Genomic DNA, 14,995 nt, shown 5'->3' with positions numbered 1-14,995 from the left:
ATCTTTCGATGAGCGAAGCTGCGGAACTTACCTCGGTCGAACGCAAGATCCTGCGCGCTCTGCAACAGGACGGACGGCTCAGCAATGCCGAGCTGGCGCGCCAGGTTTCCCTGAGCCCGAGCGCCTGCTGGAACCACACGCGCAAGCTGTTCGAGAGCGGGATCATCACCGGTGTCAGGGCCCATGTGGATCCCAAGGCGGTGCAACGGGAGACCGCGGTGCTGGTGGGCGTGGTGCTGGACAGGTCGACCCCCGAATCCTTCCAGGCCTTCGAGGCAGCTGCACGCGCCCTGCCCCCGGTGCTGGAGTGCTACCTGGTGGCCGGCGACGTGGATTACTTCATCAAGCTCAGGGTCAAGGACATCGCGGCTTTCAATCGCCTGCACAGCGAGCGGCTGATCGCCCTGCCCGGCGTGCGCCAGGTGCGCACCTTTTTCGTGCTGAACGAGATCAAGACCGATGGATTGTTGCCCATCTGATTAGGCGGGTGACGCCTAGGGAGGGACGGGTACCGAGCGGCGCCCGTTCAGTACACAGTTGCCTGCGTGCTGTTGGTATCAGTGCCGGGCCCTGACAACCCGTTGGCCGTGGTCTCAGCCAAGAGTGCGTACGGGCCGGAACTCAGGTGATCACTCAAGAACTCCAGGCAGACTCTGATCTTCATCGACCCGGAAGCCCGAATCGTGGTGACGGCGGATACGTCAGCCGGCTGGTAATGTTCAGGTAGGACACGGACAAGCGTGCCATTTCTAATGCTCGGCGCCACGTCCCAGGTCGATGCCATGATGATGCCGAATCCTTCATGGGCCCACTCCCGAACGACATCACTGTGATTGGATGCCATTGGCCCTGTCACCTTTACCGACTCAAGGCCATTTGGCCCCTCCAGCCGCCATACACCGAAACTCTGATCCCTGCCACGAAACAATAGACAATCGTGGCGTTGAAGGTCGCTTAGCGCGGTTGGGCAGCCTCGTTCTTCCAGATAGCTCGGAGCGGCACAGAGAATCCGTTGGCTGTCTGCAATCTTGTGAACAATCAGGTTCTGCTCGTTGATTTCACCCACTCGGATATCGATGTCGAATTGCTCTGCAACCAAGTCAGTTCGACGGTCAACCAGCTCAAGCCAAACCTCCAACTTGGGGTAGCGTTTCCTGAGCAAGGCCAGAACAGGTGCGATGTGAAAGCGCCCCATCCGTTGGCTCGTGCTGATACGCAGCGTGCCTCTGGGTTCGACGCGGTCACCCAGCGACGTTTCAAGCATTCCATTGACGTTTTCCATGATCGTCTGTGCCCAGACAAGCATCGTCTCGCCATCCCTGGTGATCGAAACCCGCCTGGTTGTCCGGTTGAAAAGCTTGCAGCTCAGCGTCTCCTCCAGCGCCAGAACACGCTTGCTGACGTGAGCGGGAGAGATCCCAAGCTCTGTGCCTGCGGCGCTAAAACTGCCGCGTTTGGCGATCACGGAGAACAGGAGCAGATCCCTCAGGAAGGGATCATTGTTCACTAGTGGAGAATTCTGATTTTCCATGACGGACAATTATAGCATTTGGAGTTGATAGTAGCCTTGATCCTAGCAGATCGAATCGCGCCCCCAATTGCGTCGCGATTTACAACAATAACGCTCGCGAAGATCAAAGCATGTCCAAGATCAGAATTGCGGTAGCCGGTGCCGGCCTCATCGGTCGCCGCCATATCGAACTCATCAAGGCGAGTCCTTCTTGTGAACTGGCAGCGGTTGTCGATCCGCTTGAAATCGATGCCCAATACCTGGATTCACTAGGCGTCACGCACTATGCAGATCTTTCTGCCTGCCTCGCCGAAGACAAGCCTGACGGCGTGATTCTTGCCACACCTAACGCTCTACACGTCGAACAGACCCTGCAATGCATTGAAGCGGGTGTTGCCGCGCTGATCGAGAAGCCGGTGGCGCATAGCGTTGCGGAAGGTAAGCGGTTACTCGCGGTCGCCGACGCAACGGGTGCCAGGCTGCTAGTAGGTCATCATCGGGCGCATAGCCCCATCCTTGCCAAGGCGCGAGAGGTCATACGCGACGACATCCTGGGAGACATCGTTGCTGTTCAAGGCAGCGCTTTATTCTACAAACCAGATGACTACTTCGACGCTGCCATCTGGCGGCGCCAGGAAGGCGGCGGCCCCATTCTGATCAACATGATCCATGAAATAGGCAACTTGCGTTCGCTGTGCGGCGAGATTGTTGCCGTTCAGGCGATGCAGTCCAGCGCAGCGCGCGGGTTTCCCGTCGAAGATACCGTGTGTATCGGCCTGCGCTTTGAGAGTGGAGCTCTCGGTTCCTTCCTGCTTTCCGACAGCTCAGGATGCGCCCGCAGTTGGGAACAGACATCGCAAGAAAACGCGAGCTATCCATCCTACGAAGATGAGGACTGCTACGTCATCAGTGGGAAAAACGGCTCGTTGTCAGTGCCCACTATGCGTCTCAAATACTACGAAAGGGTCGAAGACCGATCCTGGTGGAAGCCCTTCCAAACAGGCGTTGCTGGTGTTGAGCGCCACGACCCGCTTGAGATCCAGCTTGAGCACTTCTGCAACGTCATACGAGGCACGGAATCGCCACTGGTTTCTGTGCGCGACGGCCTGCGAAATCTCATCATCACCGAGGCTATCTCAGCAGCCGCGAAGAGCGGCTCGATCATGGAAATCGGCCCTATCTGAGTCTTTGGCATAGCGTCTAGTCATGCGCTGCCTTACGGGTACCACGGCTGTTTTCGCCGCCCTGCCCCATCTATAAAAACAATAACTGGAGCATTCAGTTGACCACGGCAACCGAGACAGAACAGCACCCTACCAAGCAGGCCAGGAAGGCCACCGCGAGTGGTTGGATTGGCTCCGCTTTGGAATGCTACGACCTTTTCATTTATGCCCAAGCAGCAGCATTGATCTTTCCCCAGCTCTTTTTCCCTTCGCCTGATCCGAGCAGCCCTAAACATTGCCAAGAACTGAAGCAGCTCGTCATCAGACCTTTACGGCCAGGGCGAGGATGGTGGCGACCAGCGCCTGGGTGCGCGGAACCAGGGTGTCGAGCACCAGGAATTCGGCATCGGTATGCACCTTGCCACCGACCGGGCCCAGGCCACAGAGGGTGGGCACACCCAGGCTTGCGGTAAAGCCGGAATCGGCGCAACCACCGGTGAACTCCCCCTCCACGCTGAAGCCAAGTGCCTGCGCCTCGCGCTGGTAGAGCGCCAGCAAGTCACGGCTCAGGTGCTCTTCCATGGGCAGGAACAGGCCGGTGATGGTGACGCTGGCCCGGGTTCCCGGCAGCTCTTCTTCGGCGACGATGGCCTCGATGCGCGCCTGCAGTTCGGGCCAGTCGGCCAGGGCGACGAAGCGCACGTCCAGGCGCGCGGTGGCACCGGGCGCGACGGTATTGCTGGAGGTGCCGCCCTCGATGAGGCCGACGTTGGTGGTGATGCCGCGCCCGTAGTCGGTCAGGGCATGCAACTTGATCACCTTGAGCGCCAGGGCCTGGATAGCGCTGGCGCCTTCGGCGTGGTTGACCCCGGAATGAGCCGCCCGCCCGCTGACCTTAATGGTGAGGCTGGCGCCCCCCTTGCGCGCCTTGACCACGTTGCCGCTGACCCGTCCGGGCTCGCAGTTCAGTACCGCCCGGGCCGCGCGCGCCGCGGCTTCCAGATGAGGACGCGCCGTGCCGGAGCCGATCTCCTCGTCACCGGTGTAGAGCACCCGTACCGGGAATGGCAGCTCGCCGGCACGCTTGAGCGCGCGCAAGGCGAAGCAACTCGCCACCAGGCCACCCTTCATGTCCGCGACACCGGGGCCGTAGGCCTGGCGGGCATCCTGGGTGAAGCCGCGGCTGGCCACGGTGCCCGGCGGAAAGACGGTGTCGCGATGGCCCAGCAGCAGCACCGCGGCGCCCGTGGCAGGCCCCACCTGTGCGACGAGGACGTCACCGAAGTCGGTCACCGGCGTCCGGACGACCTCGATGCCATCCTCGGCCAGGGCAGCGGTGAGCACGGCGCCGACTGCATCCACGCCAGCCTTGTCGTAGCTGTTGGAATCGGTATCGACCAGGCGTTGCAGCAGGCGGGTCATCGGCTCGCGCGGGGGGGGGAGCCACTCCAGGGCGGTGGTCTTGGCAAGGGACATCAGCTGCGGCTCCAGCGATCGCCCAGGTCCCAGAACAGCCCGGCCATGAGTTGCAGCCCCTGCCGCACGACCGGGGCCAGGAGATGCTCGTTGGGCGCATGCTGGGAGCAGGCGGGATAGGAATGGGGTACCCACAGGGTGGGCAGTTCGAGGATGTCGGCAAAGATGTCATTGGGCAAGCCACCGCCGAAATTGGGCAGCAAGGCGGGCTTTTCGCCCAGGGTGTGGGTCAGGGACGTCAGGGCCCAGTCCACCCAGGGATTCTCCGGGTCCAGCCGCGAGGCGTGGAGGATCTCGTCCTTGGCCCGGGTGACCCGCACGGCGGCGAAACCCCGCTCGGCCAGGTGCGCCTCGATCAGCGGAATGAAGGTCGTACAGTCGCAGCCGGCGACGAAGCGGATCTGGCAGTGGGCACGGGCAGTGCCAGGAATGGCATTGACCGGTGCCTCGGGATTGCCGGTGGTGAAGGCCAGCAGTTCGAAGGTGTTCCAGCCGTAGACGCGTTCGGCCGGGGTCAGCCCGGGCTCGCCCCAGTGGGGATCGATGGCCGGATCGCCCGGCGCGCCGCCCACCTCGATGTCGGCCAGGGCACGGCGCACCGGTGCGGGCAGCTCGGTGGGCTTGAGCCCCGCGACCTGGATCTGGCCCTGGGCATCCACCAGGCTGGCCAGGGCATGGGCGAGGATGATGCCGGGGTTGGCCAGCAGCCCGCCCCAGTTGCCGGAGTGATGGCCGCCTTCGCGCAGGTCCAGGTGCAGGTCGAAGTTGAAGGTGCCCCGGGCACCCAGGAACAGCGTGGGCCGGGATGCCGAGACCCGCGGACCGTCGGAGGCGATGAACAGGTCGGCGGCAAGGGCCTGGCGCTGCTCCTGGCAGAAGGTGCGCAGGCCGACCGAGCCAATCTCCTCGCCCATTTCCAGCAGCAACTTGACGTTGTAGCCCAGGCGTCCGCCGCGCGCGGCGATCACCTGCTCCAGCGCCGCCAGGTTGAGCAGGTGCTGGCCCTTGTTGTCGGCGGTACCGCGGCCGTACCAGCGTTCGCCCTGCTCCACCAGCGTCCAGGGCGCGAGGCCCTCGCGCCAGCGGCTGGCATCGCCGCGCACCACGTCGCCGTGGCCATAGCTGAGCAGGGTCGGCAGCGTCGGGTCCTCGATCCGCTCGGCGATCAGCAAGGGCCCCTTGCCAGCGACCGGGTTGTCCAGCCGGCGACTGGCGAAGCCGAGACTGGCCACGTAGGGGGCGATGAAGTCATCCAGGTAGCGGCCCAGTTCCGCCTGGCGCTCGGGTTCCTGGCTTTCGGTGGGATGGGCCACGGCGGTGGCGAGCCGGGCACGGAAGGCGCCGCTGTCGAAGTGCGCGGCGGCAAGCTCAAGGGTATGGGTACGGCTGGTCATGGCGGACTCCGGGGTCAGGCGGGTTCGGGCAGGTGGCAGCGCTTGCTGCCGCCGGGGATGGTCTCGCATTCCGGATAGCGCTCGGCGCAGGGGCCGAAGCAGCGCGGGCAGCGGGGATGGAAGGCGCAGCCGCTGGGCGGCGAGATAGGATTGGGAAAGCTGCCGCCCAGGCCCAGCGCCGGGAGCCCCAGCGCCGGATCGGGGGTGAGCACGGCGTCCAGCAGCGCTCGGGTATAGGGATGCGCCGGCTGGGCGAACAGCGCCGCCCGCTCCCGCTCTTCGACGATCTTGCCGAGGTACATCACCGCCACCCGGTCGGCCAGGTGTTCCACCACCGCCAGGTTGTGGCTGATGAGCAGATAGGTCAGGCCGAATTCTCGCTTGAGTTCCAGCAGCAGGTTGAGGATCTGCGCCTGCACCGAGACGTCCAGCGCCGAGGTGGGCTCGTCGCAGATCAGCACGTCCGGGCGCATCACCAGGGCGCGGGCGATGGCCACCCGCTGGCGCTGGCCGCCACTGAGCTGACCGGGATGGCTGTCGGCCGCGCGGCGCGGCAAGCCCACCACGTCGAGCATCTCCGCGACCCGCCGTTGCTGCTCGGCGGGCGTGCCCAGGCCATGCACCTGGAGCGGCAGCGCCACGATCTGGCGCACCGTCTTGCGCGGATTGAGCGACGAATAAGGGTCCTGGAAGATCGGCTGGATGTGCCGGGCCATGCGCTTGCGGTCCACCCCGCGCAGGTGCTCGCCGCCGACCAGGATGTCGCCGCTGGTGGGCGCCAGCAGCCCCAGCAGCAGTTTGGCCAGGGTACTCTTGCCGCACCCCGACTCCCCCACCAGCCCCAGGGTCTCGCCGCGATAGAGTCGCAGCGAGATGCCATCCACCGCCTTGAGGGTGGCGGGCGGGCGGAACAGGCCGCGACCCAGGGTGAATTCGCGGCGGATGTCGCACAGCTCCAGGGCGATCTCGCGGCTCATCGCACACCTCCGACCCGGCGCAGGGGTTCGCTGGGCAGGGCGAAATGACAACGCGCCAGGTGCGCGCCCTCCTCCAGCAAGGGCACGCTGTCGGCGCAGGCCGCCACCGCCTGCGGGCATCTGTTGCGAAAGGCGCAGCCGTGCTGCTCGCCGACCAGGCTGGGTACCAGGCCGGGAATGGCGCCCAGCGGCTGCCCGGGACGGGTCCGGCCCGGAACCGGGATGCTCGCCAGCAGGCCACGGGTATAGGGGTGTCGCGGCGCGGCGAAGAGTTCGGCGGCCGGTGCCTGCTCGACGATCTGGCCGGCATACATCACGGCCACCCGGTCGGCGATGCGCGCTACCAGGCCCAGGTCGTGGGTGATGAAGACAATGGCCGTACCGAATTCCCGCTGCAGGTCGCGCAGCAGGTGCAGGATCTGCGCCTGGATGGTGACGTCCAGCGCCGTGGTGGGTTCGTCGGCGATGATGAGGTCCGGCTCGCAGAGCAGCGCCATGGCGATGACCACCCGCTGGCGCAGTCCGCCGCTGAGCTGGTGCGGATACTGGCGCAGGCGTTCGCCGGCGTTGCTGATGCCGACCTTTTCCAGCATGGCCTCGGCGCGGGCCCAGGCGGCCTTGCGGTCCAGCTTGCGGTGGCGGCGCAGCACCTCGGCGAGCTGGTCGCCGATGCTGTAGGCCGGATTGAGGGCGGTCATGGGCTCCTGGAAGATCATCGCCAGGCGATTGCCGCGCAGGTCGCGCATGCCCCTTTCACCCAGCGTCAGCAGGTCGTGCTCGCCCAGCGTCAGCCGCGCCGCCTGGCGCCGGGCCTGGCGCGGCAGCAGATCCATCAGCGCCAGGGAGGTTAGCGACTTGCCGCAGCCGGATTCGCCCACCAGGCAGAGCATCTCGCCCCGCTCCACCTGCAGGTCCAGGCCGCGCACGGCGTGCAGGGTGTCGTCCCCCAGGGGGATGTCGATGCGCAGGTCTTTAACGTCGAGCAGTGCCATGGTCAGTCCTCCGCTTAGTTGCGCCCGCTGGGCGCGGCAAGATCCCGGATGCCGTCGCCGACCAGGTTGATGGCCAGCACCAGCAGCATCAGGGCGATCCCGGGGATGGCGATCACCCAGGGCGAAAAGAACATGTAGGGCTTGCCTTCGGCGATCATCAGGCCCCAGGACGGCAACGGCGGCTGCACGCCCACGCCGAGAAAGGACAGGGTCGCCTCCAGCAGGATGGCGTGGGCCATCTCCAGGGTGATCACCACGATCAGCGCGCCCAGCAGGTTGGGCAGGATCTCGCCGACGATGACCCGCCAGGGCGAACAGCCCAGGGCCTGGGCAGCGGCGACGTATTCGGCGTCGCGGATCTGCTGCACCGCGGCGCGCACCACCACGGCGAAGCGATCCCACAGCAGGCAGCCGAGCAGGATCACCACCACCTTCAGCGAGCCGCCCACCAGGGAGGCGGCGGCCAGGGCCACCATCACCACCGGCAGGGCCAGGCGGGTGGTCACCAGGTAGCTCACCAGGGCATCGACCTTGCCACCGTAATAGCCGGCGAGCACCCCGAGCAGGGTACCGATGGCGCCGGAAATGAGCGCCGCGGCCAGGCCGATGAACAGCGAGATGCGGGCGCCATAGAGCAGGCGGGACAGGTAGTCGCGGCCGAGCTTGTCGGTGCCCAGCGGATGGGCCCAGGTGCCCTTGGCCATCCATACCGGTGGCTTCATCCGCTGCATCACGTCCTGGGCATAGGGGTCGTGGGGCGCCAGCCAGGGTGCGGCCAGGGCGGCGAACACGATGATGACCAGCAGCACGGCGCCGAGGGCGAAGCCGCGGTGGCCGAACCAGCGGCGCAGCTGGCGACCCAGGGTCGGACGCGGGGGCAGATAGTCGTCGAGCACGAAGGGATTGGCGACGGTCATGGGGCCTCCTAGCGCACGCGAATGCGCGGGTCGAGCAAGGCGTTGAGCAGATCGGCCAGCAGCGTCAGCACGATGTAGATCAACGCGATCAAGAGAACGATGGCCTGCACCACCGGGAAGTCGTTGCGGGCGATGGCGTCCCAGGCCAGCTGGCCAATGCCCTGCAGGGAGAACACCGCCTCGATCACCACCGAGCCGCCCAGCATGAAGCCGAACTCCACCGCGGCCAGGGCCACCACCGGGATCAGCGCATTGCGCAGGGCGTGCTTGAACAGCACCCGTGCCGGACTCAGGCCCTTGGCCCGGGCGGTGCGGATGTAGTCGGCGCCCAGCACGTCGAGCATCCCGGCGCGGGTCAGGCGCATCAGCGAGGGGGTGGCGTAGTAGCCCAGGGCGATCGCCGGCAGGATGAAGTGCTGCCAGCTGGTATTGCCGGACACCGGCAGCCACTTGAGGGTCACGGCGAAGACGACGATCAGCACCAGGGCGAACCAGAAGCTGGGCATCGCCTGGCCAAAGGTCGCCAGGGTCAGCGCCAGGCGGTCGATCCAGGTGTCGCGCTTGACCGCGGCCAGCACCCCGAGCGGGATGGCGATGAGCAGCGCCACCAGCAGCGCGATGGCGCCCAGGGTCAGGGTGATGGGCAGGCGGCTGGCGATGAGATCCCGCACCGACTCCTGGAAGAAAAACGACTGCCCCAGGTCCAGCCGCAGCAACTGCCCGACCCACTCGACGTACTGGGTCGCCAGGGGTTTATCGAGTCCGTGTTGATGACGCACCACCTCGATCTGTTCGGCGGTGGCTTCGGGGCCGGCGATGGCGGTGGCCAGATCGCCGGACAGGTGCAGCAGAAAGAAACTGATGAGGGAAACGGTAAAGGCCACGGCCAGGGCGATACCCAGGCGGCGCAGGAGGTATGCTGACATGCTCGGCTCCTCGGCGAGAGACGCCCCCGTGCGGGGCGCCGGGACGGATCAGTTCCAGTGGGCCAGGGCGAATCGCGGCAACTCGTCCGGATAGGGCTGGAAGGCCAGGTCCGAGGTGAAGGCATAGTTGATGGAATAGTTGAACACCGGCGCCCAGTAGGCCTGCTCGGCGATCCGCTGCAGCGCCTTGCGGTAGTTCTCTTTGCGCACGGCCGGGTCCATGGCGGTGTCGGCCACCTTGAGCCAGTCGATCACCTGGGGATCCTTGGCCACGTCGTCGGCATTGCCCTTGAAATAGACGCCGGTGGCCGCCGAGGCATCGGCGATGGAGAAGGAGCCCCAGGCGAGAAAGGCCATGGGCACCTTGCCGGAGCGCTGCTGGTCACGCAGCGCGGCGTATTTCAGATAGCGCAGCTTGGCGTCGATGCCCACCGCGCGCAGGTCGCCGATCAGCGCCTCGACCACGTCGCGGTCGCGGTAGGCGAAGATCTCGGTGCTGAAACCGTTGGGGTAGCCGGCGGCCTTGAGCAGGGCCTTGGCCTTGGCCGGGTCGTAGGGATAGCCCGGCACCGCCTTGGCGTCGCAACCGAATTGCTCCGGATAGCAGGCCACCTGCAGCGGCTGGCTGCCGCCCCCCATGAGCTGACTGGCGATGGCTTTGCGGTTGATCGCGTAGTTGACCGCCTGGCGCACCTCGGCCTTGGCAAAGGGCGAATCCGGGCTGGAGGCGCCCTGGGCATCCATGCTGAGGAAGCCGATCCTCATGCTGGCCCCGCTCTCCACGGTGAGATTGGGCGCGGCCTTGAGTTGCTCGGCCTGGTCCGGCGCCACGCGCCAGGCCCAGTCGATGCCGCCGGTCATGAGTTCGGCGAGTCGGGTCTCGGCGTCGGGAATCACTCGGAACTGGATATGGCCGATGCGTGGCTGCCCCTGGGGACTGTCCTTGAAGTAGTCGGGATTGCGTTCCAGCGTGACGCCCTGGCCGCTGGTGACCGCGACGATGCGATAGGGCCCGGTTCCCACCGGCTTCTGCGCGAAGCCCGCCAGGCCCACCTTCTGGAAATACTTGCCGGGATAGATGGGCAAGGGATTGGCCAGGTATTCCAGCGCGGCTGGAAACGGCTGCTTGAGATGCAGGCGGACTTTGTATTCGCCCAGCTTCTCGGCGCTCTTGATCCAGTTGACGTTCTGCTGGGTGACCACCTTGCCCTCGGGCGAGGCCACATAGTTGAAGGTGAAGACCACGTCATCGGCGGTGAAGGGATCGCCGTTGTGGAAGGTCACGCCCTGGCGCAGATCGAAGTCGAGGGTCAGCGGATCGACCTGCTGCCAGTGGGTGGCCAGCATCGGCTTGTATTCGCCGGTCTGGGGGTCGCGGTAGATCAGGGTGTCCCAGGCCAGGTGGGCGAGGATGACGCCTTCACGGGCATCGTTGTGATAGGGGCTGACGTTTTCGGGTTCGGTGTCGGAGGCGTAGACCAGGGTGTCGTTGGCCTTGCCGGCGAAGGCCTGGCCCTGGGCCAGGAAGAGAGAAAACGCGATGCCACAAGCGAAACCTTTGAGTCCCATGCCGTCTGTCTCCGGGGCGGTGGTTGGTCAAAGGCAGGTCCGCGAAGCGCGGGGAAGGAGTTCTTGCTGAAGCCTGTTATTGGTCTCTTGACCCGACTCTAGGTCTTGCCATCCCATGCCACAAGCAGAATATTTAGATGCAAGCCATGCCTTTTCGGCAAAGGAGGCTCCATGCAGCCCTACGGAATCCAGTCCACCGCCCTGCGCTATTTCCTCGAGGTGGTGCGTTGCGGCTCCATCAGCGAAGCCTCCCAACGGCTCAATGTCGCGGCCAGTGCCGTGAGTCGCCAGATCGCCAAGCTGGAACGCGAACTGGAGACGCCGCTGCTCGAACGCCGTGCTCGCGGGGTGGTGCCCAGCGCCGCCGGCGAACGCCTGGCGGTGCATGCGCGGAAGGCGCAGCTGGCCAGTGAGCAGGTGGCCGCCGAACTGCGCGGCCTGGCCGACCTGCGCCGCGGCCAGGTGCGTCTGGCCACCACCGAAGGCTTTTCGCTGGACTTCCTGCCCGAGGTGATCGCCGCCTTTCGCCAGGGCTACGCCGGCATCCACTTTTCCCTGGAGGTCTGCGCCCCCGCCGTGGTGACCCGCCGCGTCCAGGAAGGTGATGCCGATCTGGGGCTGACCTTCAGCCTGAGGCCCGAGCCGGATATCCGCGTCGAGGCCACCCTGAGTGGCGCCATCAAGGCGATCGTCGTTCCCGACCACCCGCTCGCCAGCCGCACCGGTCTGGCCCTGGTCGATCTGCAGCCCTATCCCCTGGCGCTGCCGACGCCGGACACGACGATCCGCCAGCTGTTCGACATCTGCTGTGGCGTCCAGGGCCTGTCCTTCGAGCCGGTGCTGGTGAGCAACAACATGCAGGCGCTCTATCGCTTCGCCGCGCTGGGCGCCGGGGTCGGCCTGTTCAGCGAGTTGAGCCTGCGCAGCCGGTTGCGCGAAGGTCAACTGGTGGCCCTGCCCTTGCTGGACGAGGGCCTGGCGGCACGGCGGATCGAGTTGCAGAGCATGGCGGGTCGCGAATTGCCACCGGCGGTCAATGCCTTCCGCCACGCGCTGATCGCGGCGCTGGGGCGCTGAGTCAAAGCGGTGCATCAAGCCACTACGATGCACTGCAACGGGGCGGCGCGACCGATAGCGCAGCGCCGTCATGGCAAAGAACCAGCATGGCACGGGGCCTGGAGGCAACTGGCACGCATCTGGCAAAGACCATAGCGTGCAGGAGCACCGGTCAGCCGGTTTGATGCACCACAATCTGCAATGGATGACTAGGGTTCCGACTCGCTCGTGCGGGTGTCTGGTCCGAGAGTCGTCGACCTCTGATGGGGTTACACGGCGGGACAAAAGCCCGGGAGACACAGCGCCAGTCGCGTGCTCCTGTCCCGTCATCCATCCTATTGGAGGTCCCATGCGCCATCCCCTGCTCGCCTCGCTCGTTCTCGGTTGTTCCCTGCTGCTTGGTGCCACCGCTCAGGCGGCGCCGCGCGACGACTTCAAGGTGTGCTGGACGATCTATGCCGGCTGGATGCCCTGGGGCGAAGCCCAGGCCCAGGGCATCATCGACAAGTGGGCCAAGAAATACGGCATCCACGTCGAGGTCGTGCAGCTCAACGACTACGTCGAATCCATCAACCAATACACCACCGGCCAGTTCGATGGTTGCGCCATGACCAACATGGACGCCCTGACCATTCCGGCCGCGGGCGGCGTGGACAGCACGGCGCTGATAGTCAGCGACTACTCCAACGGCAACGACGGCGTGGTGATGAAGGGCAAGGGCAAGACCCTGGCCGACCTCAAGGGCCAGCAGGTCAACCTCGTGCAATTCTCCGTCTCCCACTACCTGCTGGCGCGGGCGCTGCAGAGCGTGGGGCTGAGCGAAAGGGACCTGACCACCGTCAACACCTCGGATGCCGACATGGTGGCCGCCTTCCAGACGCCTGACGTGCGCAACGTGGTGACCTGGAATCCGCTGCTGGCCGAGGTCAAGGCCCAGCCCGACACCACCGAGGTGTTCGATTCCAGCAAGATTCCCGGCGAAATCCTCGACATGCTGGTGGTGAACACCGCCACGCTCAAGGATAACCCCGCCCTGGGCAAGGCGCTGACCGGTGCCTGGTTCGAGATGATGGCACTGATGCAGGCCCACGATGCCAAGGGCAAGGCCGCCCTGGAGGCCATGGCCAAGGCCTCGGGCACCGATCTCGCCGGCTTCCAGGCGCAGCTGGACAAGACCCGGCTGTTCGCCACGCCCGCCGAGGCCCTGGCCTTCGTCAAGGACCCCGCGCTGCCCACCACCATGCAGCGCATCGCACACTTCTCCTTCGAACACGGCCTGCTGGGCCAGGGCGCGCCCAGCGCCGAGGCCATCGGCATCGCCTATCCGGGTGGCAAGACCAGCGGGGACGCGGGCAATCTCAAGCTGCGCTTCGATCCGACCTTCGTACAGCTGGCCGCCGACGGCAAGCTCTGAGCCCCGCCGCGAGGACGACGCCCATGCGCTTCATCAATCGGCATCCCGATCGGGGTGGCCGGCTCCTGCTGGTCCTGCTGCCCTTCGCCCTGCTCGCCCTGCTCTATCTGGTGGGCTCGGCCACCCGGCTGGCGGAAAATCCCAACGACAAGCTGCTGCCCAGCGTGGCGCAGATGGCCGATGCGGTGCAGCGCCTGGCCTTTACCGCCGACGTGCGCACCGGGGGTTATCCGTTCTGGCAGGACACCCTGGCCAGCCTGCAACGCCTGGGGCTGGGCCTGGGGATCGCCGCGCTGATCGCCCTGGTGGTGGGCATCGCCGCGGGCAGCCTGCCCCTAGTCGGCGCGCCGCTGTCGCCACTGGTGACGGTGCTCTCGATGATCCCGCCCCTGGCGATCCTGCCGATTCTCTTCATCGTCTTCGGCCTGGGCGAACTGGCCAAGGTGATGCTGATCGTAGTGGGAGTCACCCCGGTGCTGATCCGTGAGCTCGACCAGCGTGCCCGGGAGTTGCCCCGCGAGCTGCTGATCAAGGCCCAGACCCTGGGCGCCAACAGCTGGACGGTGATCCTGCGCCTGGTGCTGCCGCAACTGCTGCCGCGCCTGCTCATCGCCCTGCGGCTGCAGCTGGGCGCCGCCTGGCTGTTTCTCATCGCGGCCGAGGCCATCGCCGCCACCGACGGCCTGGGCTATCGCATCTTTCTGGTGCGGCGCTACCTGGCCATGGACGTGATCCTGCCCTATGTGGCCTGGATCACCCTGCTGGCCTGGCTGCTGGACGCCGGTCTGCGCCTGCTGACGCGACGCGCCTTTCCCTGGTACGGGGAGGGTCGCTGATGATCGAGGTCCGCAATCTCTGGCAAAGCTACGGCGAGCAGGTGGTGCTCGAAGGCCTCAACCTGCAGGTGCGCGAAGGCGAATTCTGCGCCCTGGTCGGTGCCTCCGGCTGTGGCAAGTCCACCTTCCTGCGCCTGCTGCTCGGTCAGGAGCGCCCCAGCCGGGGCGAGATCCGCATCGATGGTCAGCCGCTGTCGGCGGAACCGGATCCCGAGCGGGGCGTGGTCTTTCAGCGCTATTCGGTCTTTCCCCACCTGAGCGTGCTGGACAACGTCGCCCTGGGCCTGGAATTGCCCAGGTCCCCGCTGCTCGGCCGGCTGCTGGGTACGGCCAAGCGCCAGGCCCGGGAACAGGCCGCCGCCCTGCTCGAGCGCGTCGGCCTGGGCCAGGCGCTGGGCAAGTACCCGGGGCAGCTGTCCGGCGGCATGCAGCAGCGCCTCGCCATCGCCCAGGCGCTGATCGTCCGGCCGCGCATCCTGCTCCTGGACGAGCCCTTCGGCGCCCTCGACCCCGGCATCCGCAAGGACATGCACGCCCTGCTGCTGGAGCTCTGGCACGAGCGCCCGCTCACGGTGTTCATGGTCACCCATGACCTGCACGAGGGCTTCAGCCTGGCCACCCGGGTGCTGGTGTTCGACAAGGTCCGCCAGGACCCGCAAGCCCCCGGTGCCTATGGCGCCCGCATCACCTACGACCTGCCCCTGACCGCCAAGACCCCGCCCGTACATGCGGCCGGGACGCGGCCGGCCCTTATCTGACGAGGTT

Annotated in this window: 14 protein-coding genes, 1 pseudogene and 1 riboswitch; of the genes and pseudogenes, 7 read left to right on the top strand and 8 right to left on the bottom strand. The window is 66.1% G+C overall.

Features of this window, described 5'->3' with window-relative positions; genetic code table 11:
- Positions 1 to 8: 8 nt before the first annotated feature.
- On the top strand, positions 9 to 479 hold the full coding sequence (locus tag PSK12I2_RS0117255) for an Lrp/AsnC family transcriptional regulator (RefSeq protein ID WP_027599344.1): 471 nt from the start codon (positions 9 to 11) through the stop codon (positions 477 to 479).
- A 47-nt stretch (positions 480 to 526) separates the two neighbouring features.
- On the opposite strand, the gene PSK12I2_RS24030 is transcribed toward PSK12I2_RS0117255, so the two are convergent.
- On the bottom strand, positions 527 to 1,507 hold the full coding sequence (locus PSK12I2_RS24030) for a LysR family transcriptional regulator (RefSeq protein WP_007161740.1): 981 nt from the start codon (positions 1,505 to 1,507) through the stop codon (positions 527 to 529).
- 134 nt (positions 1,508 to 1,641) lie between these two features.
- On the opposite strand from PSK12I2_RS24030, the gene PSK12I2_RS0117245 reads away from it, so the two are divergent.
- Positions 1,642 to 2,694 (top strand): Gfo/Idh/MocA family protein, encoded by a 1,053-nt coding sequence (locus PSK12I2_RS0117245; protein WP_027599343.1) that lies wholly within the window; start codon positions 1,642 to 1,644, stop codon positions 2,692 to 2,694.
- 98 nt (positions 2,695 to 2,792) lie between these two features.
- Positions 2,793 to 2,954: pseudogene (locus PSK12I2_RS24905) on the top strand (MFS transporter); the annotation flags it as partial.
- 40 nt (positions 2,955 to 2,994) lie between these two features.
- Here PSK12I2_RS24905 and PSK12I2_RS0117240 read toward each other — a convergent pair.
- Genes PSK12I2_RS0117240 through PSK12I2_RS0117210 form a run of 7 tightly spaced genes read right to left on the bottom strand, consistent with a single transcriptional unit; the run spans position 2,995 to position 10,924 of the window.
- The gene (locus PSK12I2_RS0117240) at positions 2,995 to 4,149 is read right to left on the bottom strand and encodes a M20 family metallopeptidase (RefSeq protein WP_027599342.1); all 1,155 of its coding nucleotides are present in this window, start codon (positions 4,147 to 4,149) and stop codon (positions 2,995 to 2,997) included.
- Positions 4,149 to 5,543 (bottom strand): M20 family metallopeptidase, encoded by a 1,395-nt coding sequence (locus tag PSK12I2_RS0117235; protein ID WP_027599341.1) that lies wholly within the window; start codon positions 5,541 to 5,543, stop codon positions 4,149 to 4,151. The genes PSK12I2_RS0117240 and PSK12I2_RS0117235 overlap by 1 nt, the downstream gene beginning before the upstream one ends.
- A 14-nt stretch (positions 5,544 to 5,557) precedes the next feature.
- Positions 5,558 to 6,520, bottom strand: coding sequence for an ABC transporter ATP-binding protein (locus PSK12I2_RS0117230; RefSeq protein WP_027599340.1), 963 nt, complete (start codon positions 6,518 to 6,520; stop codon positions 5,558 to 5,560).
- The gene (locus tag PSK12I2_RS0117225; protein WP_007161745.1) at positions 6,517 to 7,512 is read right to left on the bottom strand and encodes an ABC transporter ATP-binding protein; all 996 of its coding nucleotides are present in this window, start codon (positions 7,510 to 7,512) and stop codon (positions 6,517 to 6,519) included. Before PSK12I2_RS0117225 ends, PSK12I2_RS0117230 begins: the two co-directional genes overlap by 4 nt.
- Before the next feature lie 14 nt (positions 7,513 to 7,526).
- On the bottom strand, positions 7,527 to 8,429 hold the full coding sequence (locus tag PSK12I2_RS0117220) for an ABC transporter permease (protein WP_027599339.1): 903 nt from the start codon (positions 8,427 to 8,429) through the stop codon (positions 7,527 to 7,529).
- Positions 8,430 to 8,437: 8 nt separating this feature from the next.
- Entirely contained in the window at positions 8,438 to 9,355 is a 918-nt protein-coding gene (locus PSK12I2_RS0117215) for an ABC transporter permease (RefSeq protein WP_007161747.1), read from the bottom strand.
- Between the two features lie 48 nt (positions 9,356 to 9,403).
- Complete coding sequence (locus PSK12I2_RS0117210) at positions 9,404 to 10,924, bottom strand: ABC transporter substrate-binding protein (RefSeq protein ID WP_027599338.1); 1,521 nt, start codon at positions 10,922 to 10,924, stop codon at positions 9,404 to 9,406.
- A 171-nt stretch (positions 10,925 to 11,095) separates the two neighbouring features.
- Between PSK12I2_RS0117210 and PSK12I2_RS0117205 the strand changes: the two genes are divergently transcribed.
- The 4 genes from PSK12I2_RS0117205 (at position 11,096) to PSK12I2_RS0117190 (ending at position 14,988) form a co-directional block, all read left to right on the top strand.
- Complete coding sequence (locus PSK12I2_RS0117205; protein ID WP_027599337.1) at positions 11,096 to 12,001, top strand: LysR family transcriptional regulator; 906 nt, start codon at positions 11,096 to 11,098, stop codon at positions 11,999 to 12,001.
- A gap of 177 nt (positions 12,002 to 12,178) precedes the next feature.
- Positions 12,179 to 12,278, top strand: a riboswitch (guanidine-I (ykkC/yxkD leader).
- A 51-nt stretch (positions 12,279 to 12,329) separates the two neighbouring features.
- Positions 12,330 to 13,394, top strand: a complete 1,065-nt coding sequence (locus PSK12I2_RS0117200; protein ID WP_042134133.1) for a putative urea ABC transporter substrate-binding protein — start codon at positions 12,330 to 12,332, stop codon at positions 13,392 to 13,394.
- Between the two features lie 23 nt (positions 13,395 to 13,417).
- A complete protein-coding gene (locus tag PSK12I2_RS0117195) occupies positions 13,418 to 14,230 on the top strand; it encodes an ABC transporter permease (RefSeq protein WP_027599335.1) in 813 nt (270 codons plus the stop codon).
- A complete protein-coding gene (locus PSK12I2_RS0117190; protein ID WP_027599334.1) occupies positions 14,230 to 14,988 on the top strand; it encodes an ABC transporter ATP-binding protein in 759 nt (252 codons plus the stop codon). The genes PSK12I2_RS0117195 and PSK12I2_RS0117190 overlap by 1 nt, the downstream gene beginning before the upstream one ends.
- Positions 14,989 to 14,995: the final 7 nt, after the last annotated feature.

The organism is Pseudomonas sp. MOIL14HWK12:I2 (assembly GCF_000510745.1).
Lineage (GTDB): Bacteria > Pseudomonadota > Gammaproteobacteria > Pseudomonadales > Pseudomonadaceae > Chryseomonas > Chryseomonas oryzihabitans.
The sequence above is the reverse complement of the archived record's forward strand: the minus strand, read 5'-3'. Positions and strand labels throughout refer to the sequence as shown.

Bases quoted from the DNA above. Each gene is read 5' to 3' on its own strand.
- PSK12I2_RS0117235 (WP_027599341.1), bottom strand. From the start codon at position 5,543: ATGACCAGCCGTACCCATACCCTTGAGCTTGCCGCCGCGCACTTCGAC.
- PSK12I2_RS0117230 (WP_027599340.1), bottom strand. From the start codon at position 6,520: ATGAGCCGCGAGATCGCCCTGGAGCTGTGCGACATCCGCCGCGAATTC.
- PSK12I2_RS0117190 (WP_027599334.1), top strand. From the start codon at position 14,230: ATGATCGAGGTCCGCAATCTCTGGCAAAGCTACGGCGAGCAGGTGGTG.
- PSK12I2_RS0117220 (WP_027599339.1), bottom strand. From the start codon at position 8,429: ATGACCGTCGCCAATCCCTTCGTGCTCGACGACTATCTGCCCCCGCGT.
- PSK12I2_RS0117225 (WP_007161745.1), bottom strand. From the start codon at position 7,512: ATGGCACTGCTCGACGTTAAAGACCTGCGCATCGACATCCCCCTGGGG.
- PSK12I2_RS0117210 (WP_027599338.1), bottom strand. From the start codon at position 10,924: ATGGGACTCAAAGGTTTCGCTTGTGGCATCGCGTTTTCTCTCTTCCTG.
- PSK12I2_RS0117215 (WP_007161747.1), bottom strand. From the start codon at position 9,355: ATGTCAGCATACCTCCTGCGCCGCCTGGGTATCGCCCTGGCCGTGGCC.
- PSK12I2_RS0117240 (WP_027599342.1), bottom strand. From the start codon at position 4,149: ATGTCCCTTGCCAAGACCACCGCCCTGGAGTGGCTCCCCCCCCCGCGC.
- PSK12I2_RS0117195 (WP_027599335.1), top strand. From the start codon at position 13,418: ATGCGCTTCATCAATCGGCATCCCGATCGGGGTGGCCGGCTCCTGCTG.
- PSK12I2_RS0117205 (WP_027599337.1), top strand. From the start codon at position 11,096: ATGCAGCCCTACGGAATCCAGTCCACCGCCCTGCGCTATTTCCTCGAG.
- PSK12I2_RS0117200 (WP_042134133.1), top strand. From the start codon at position 12,330: ATGCGCCATCCCCTGCTCGCCTCGCTCGTTCTCGGTTGTTCCCTGCTG.
- PSK12I2_RS0117255 (WP_027599344.1), top strand. From the start codon at position 9: ATGAGCGAAGCTGCGGAACTTACCTCGGTCGAACGCAAGATCCTGCGC.
- PSK12I2_RS0117245 (WP_027599343.1), top strand. From the start codon at position 1,642: ATGTCCAAGATCAGAATTGCGGTAGCCGGTGCCGGCCTCATCGGTCGC.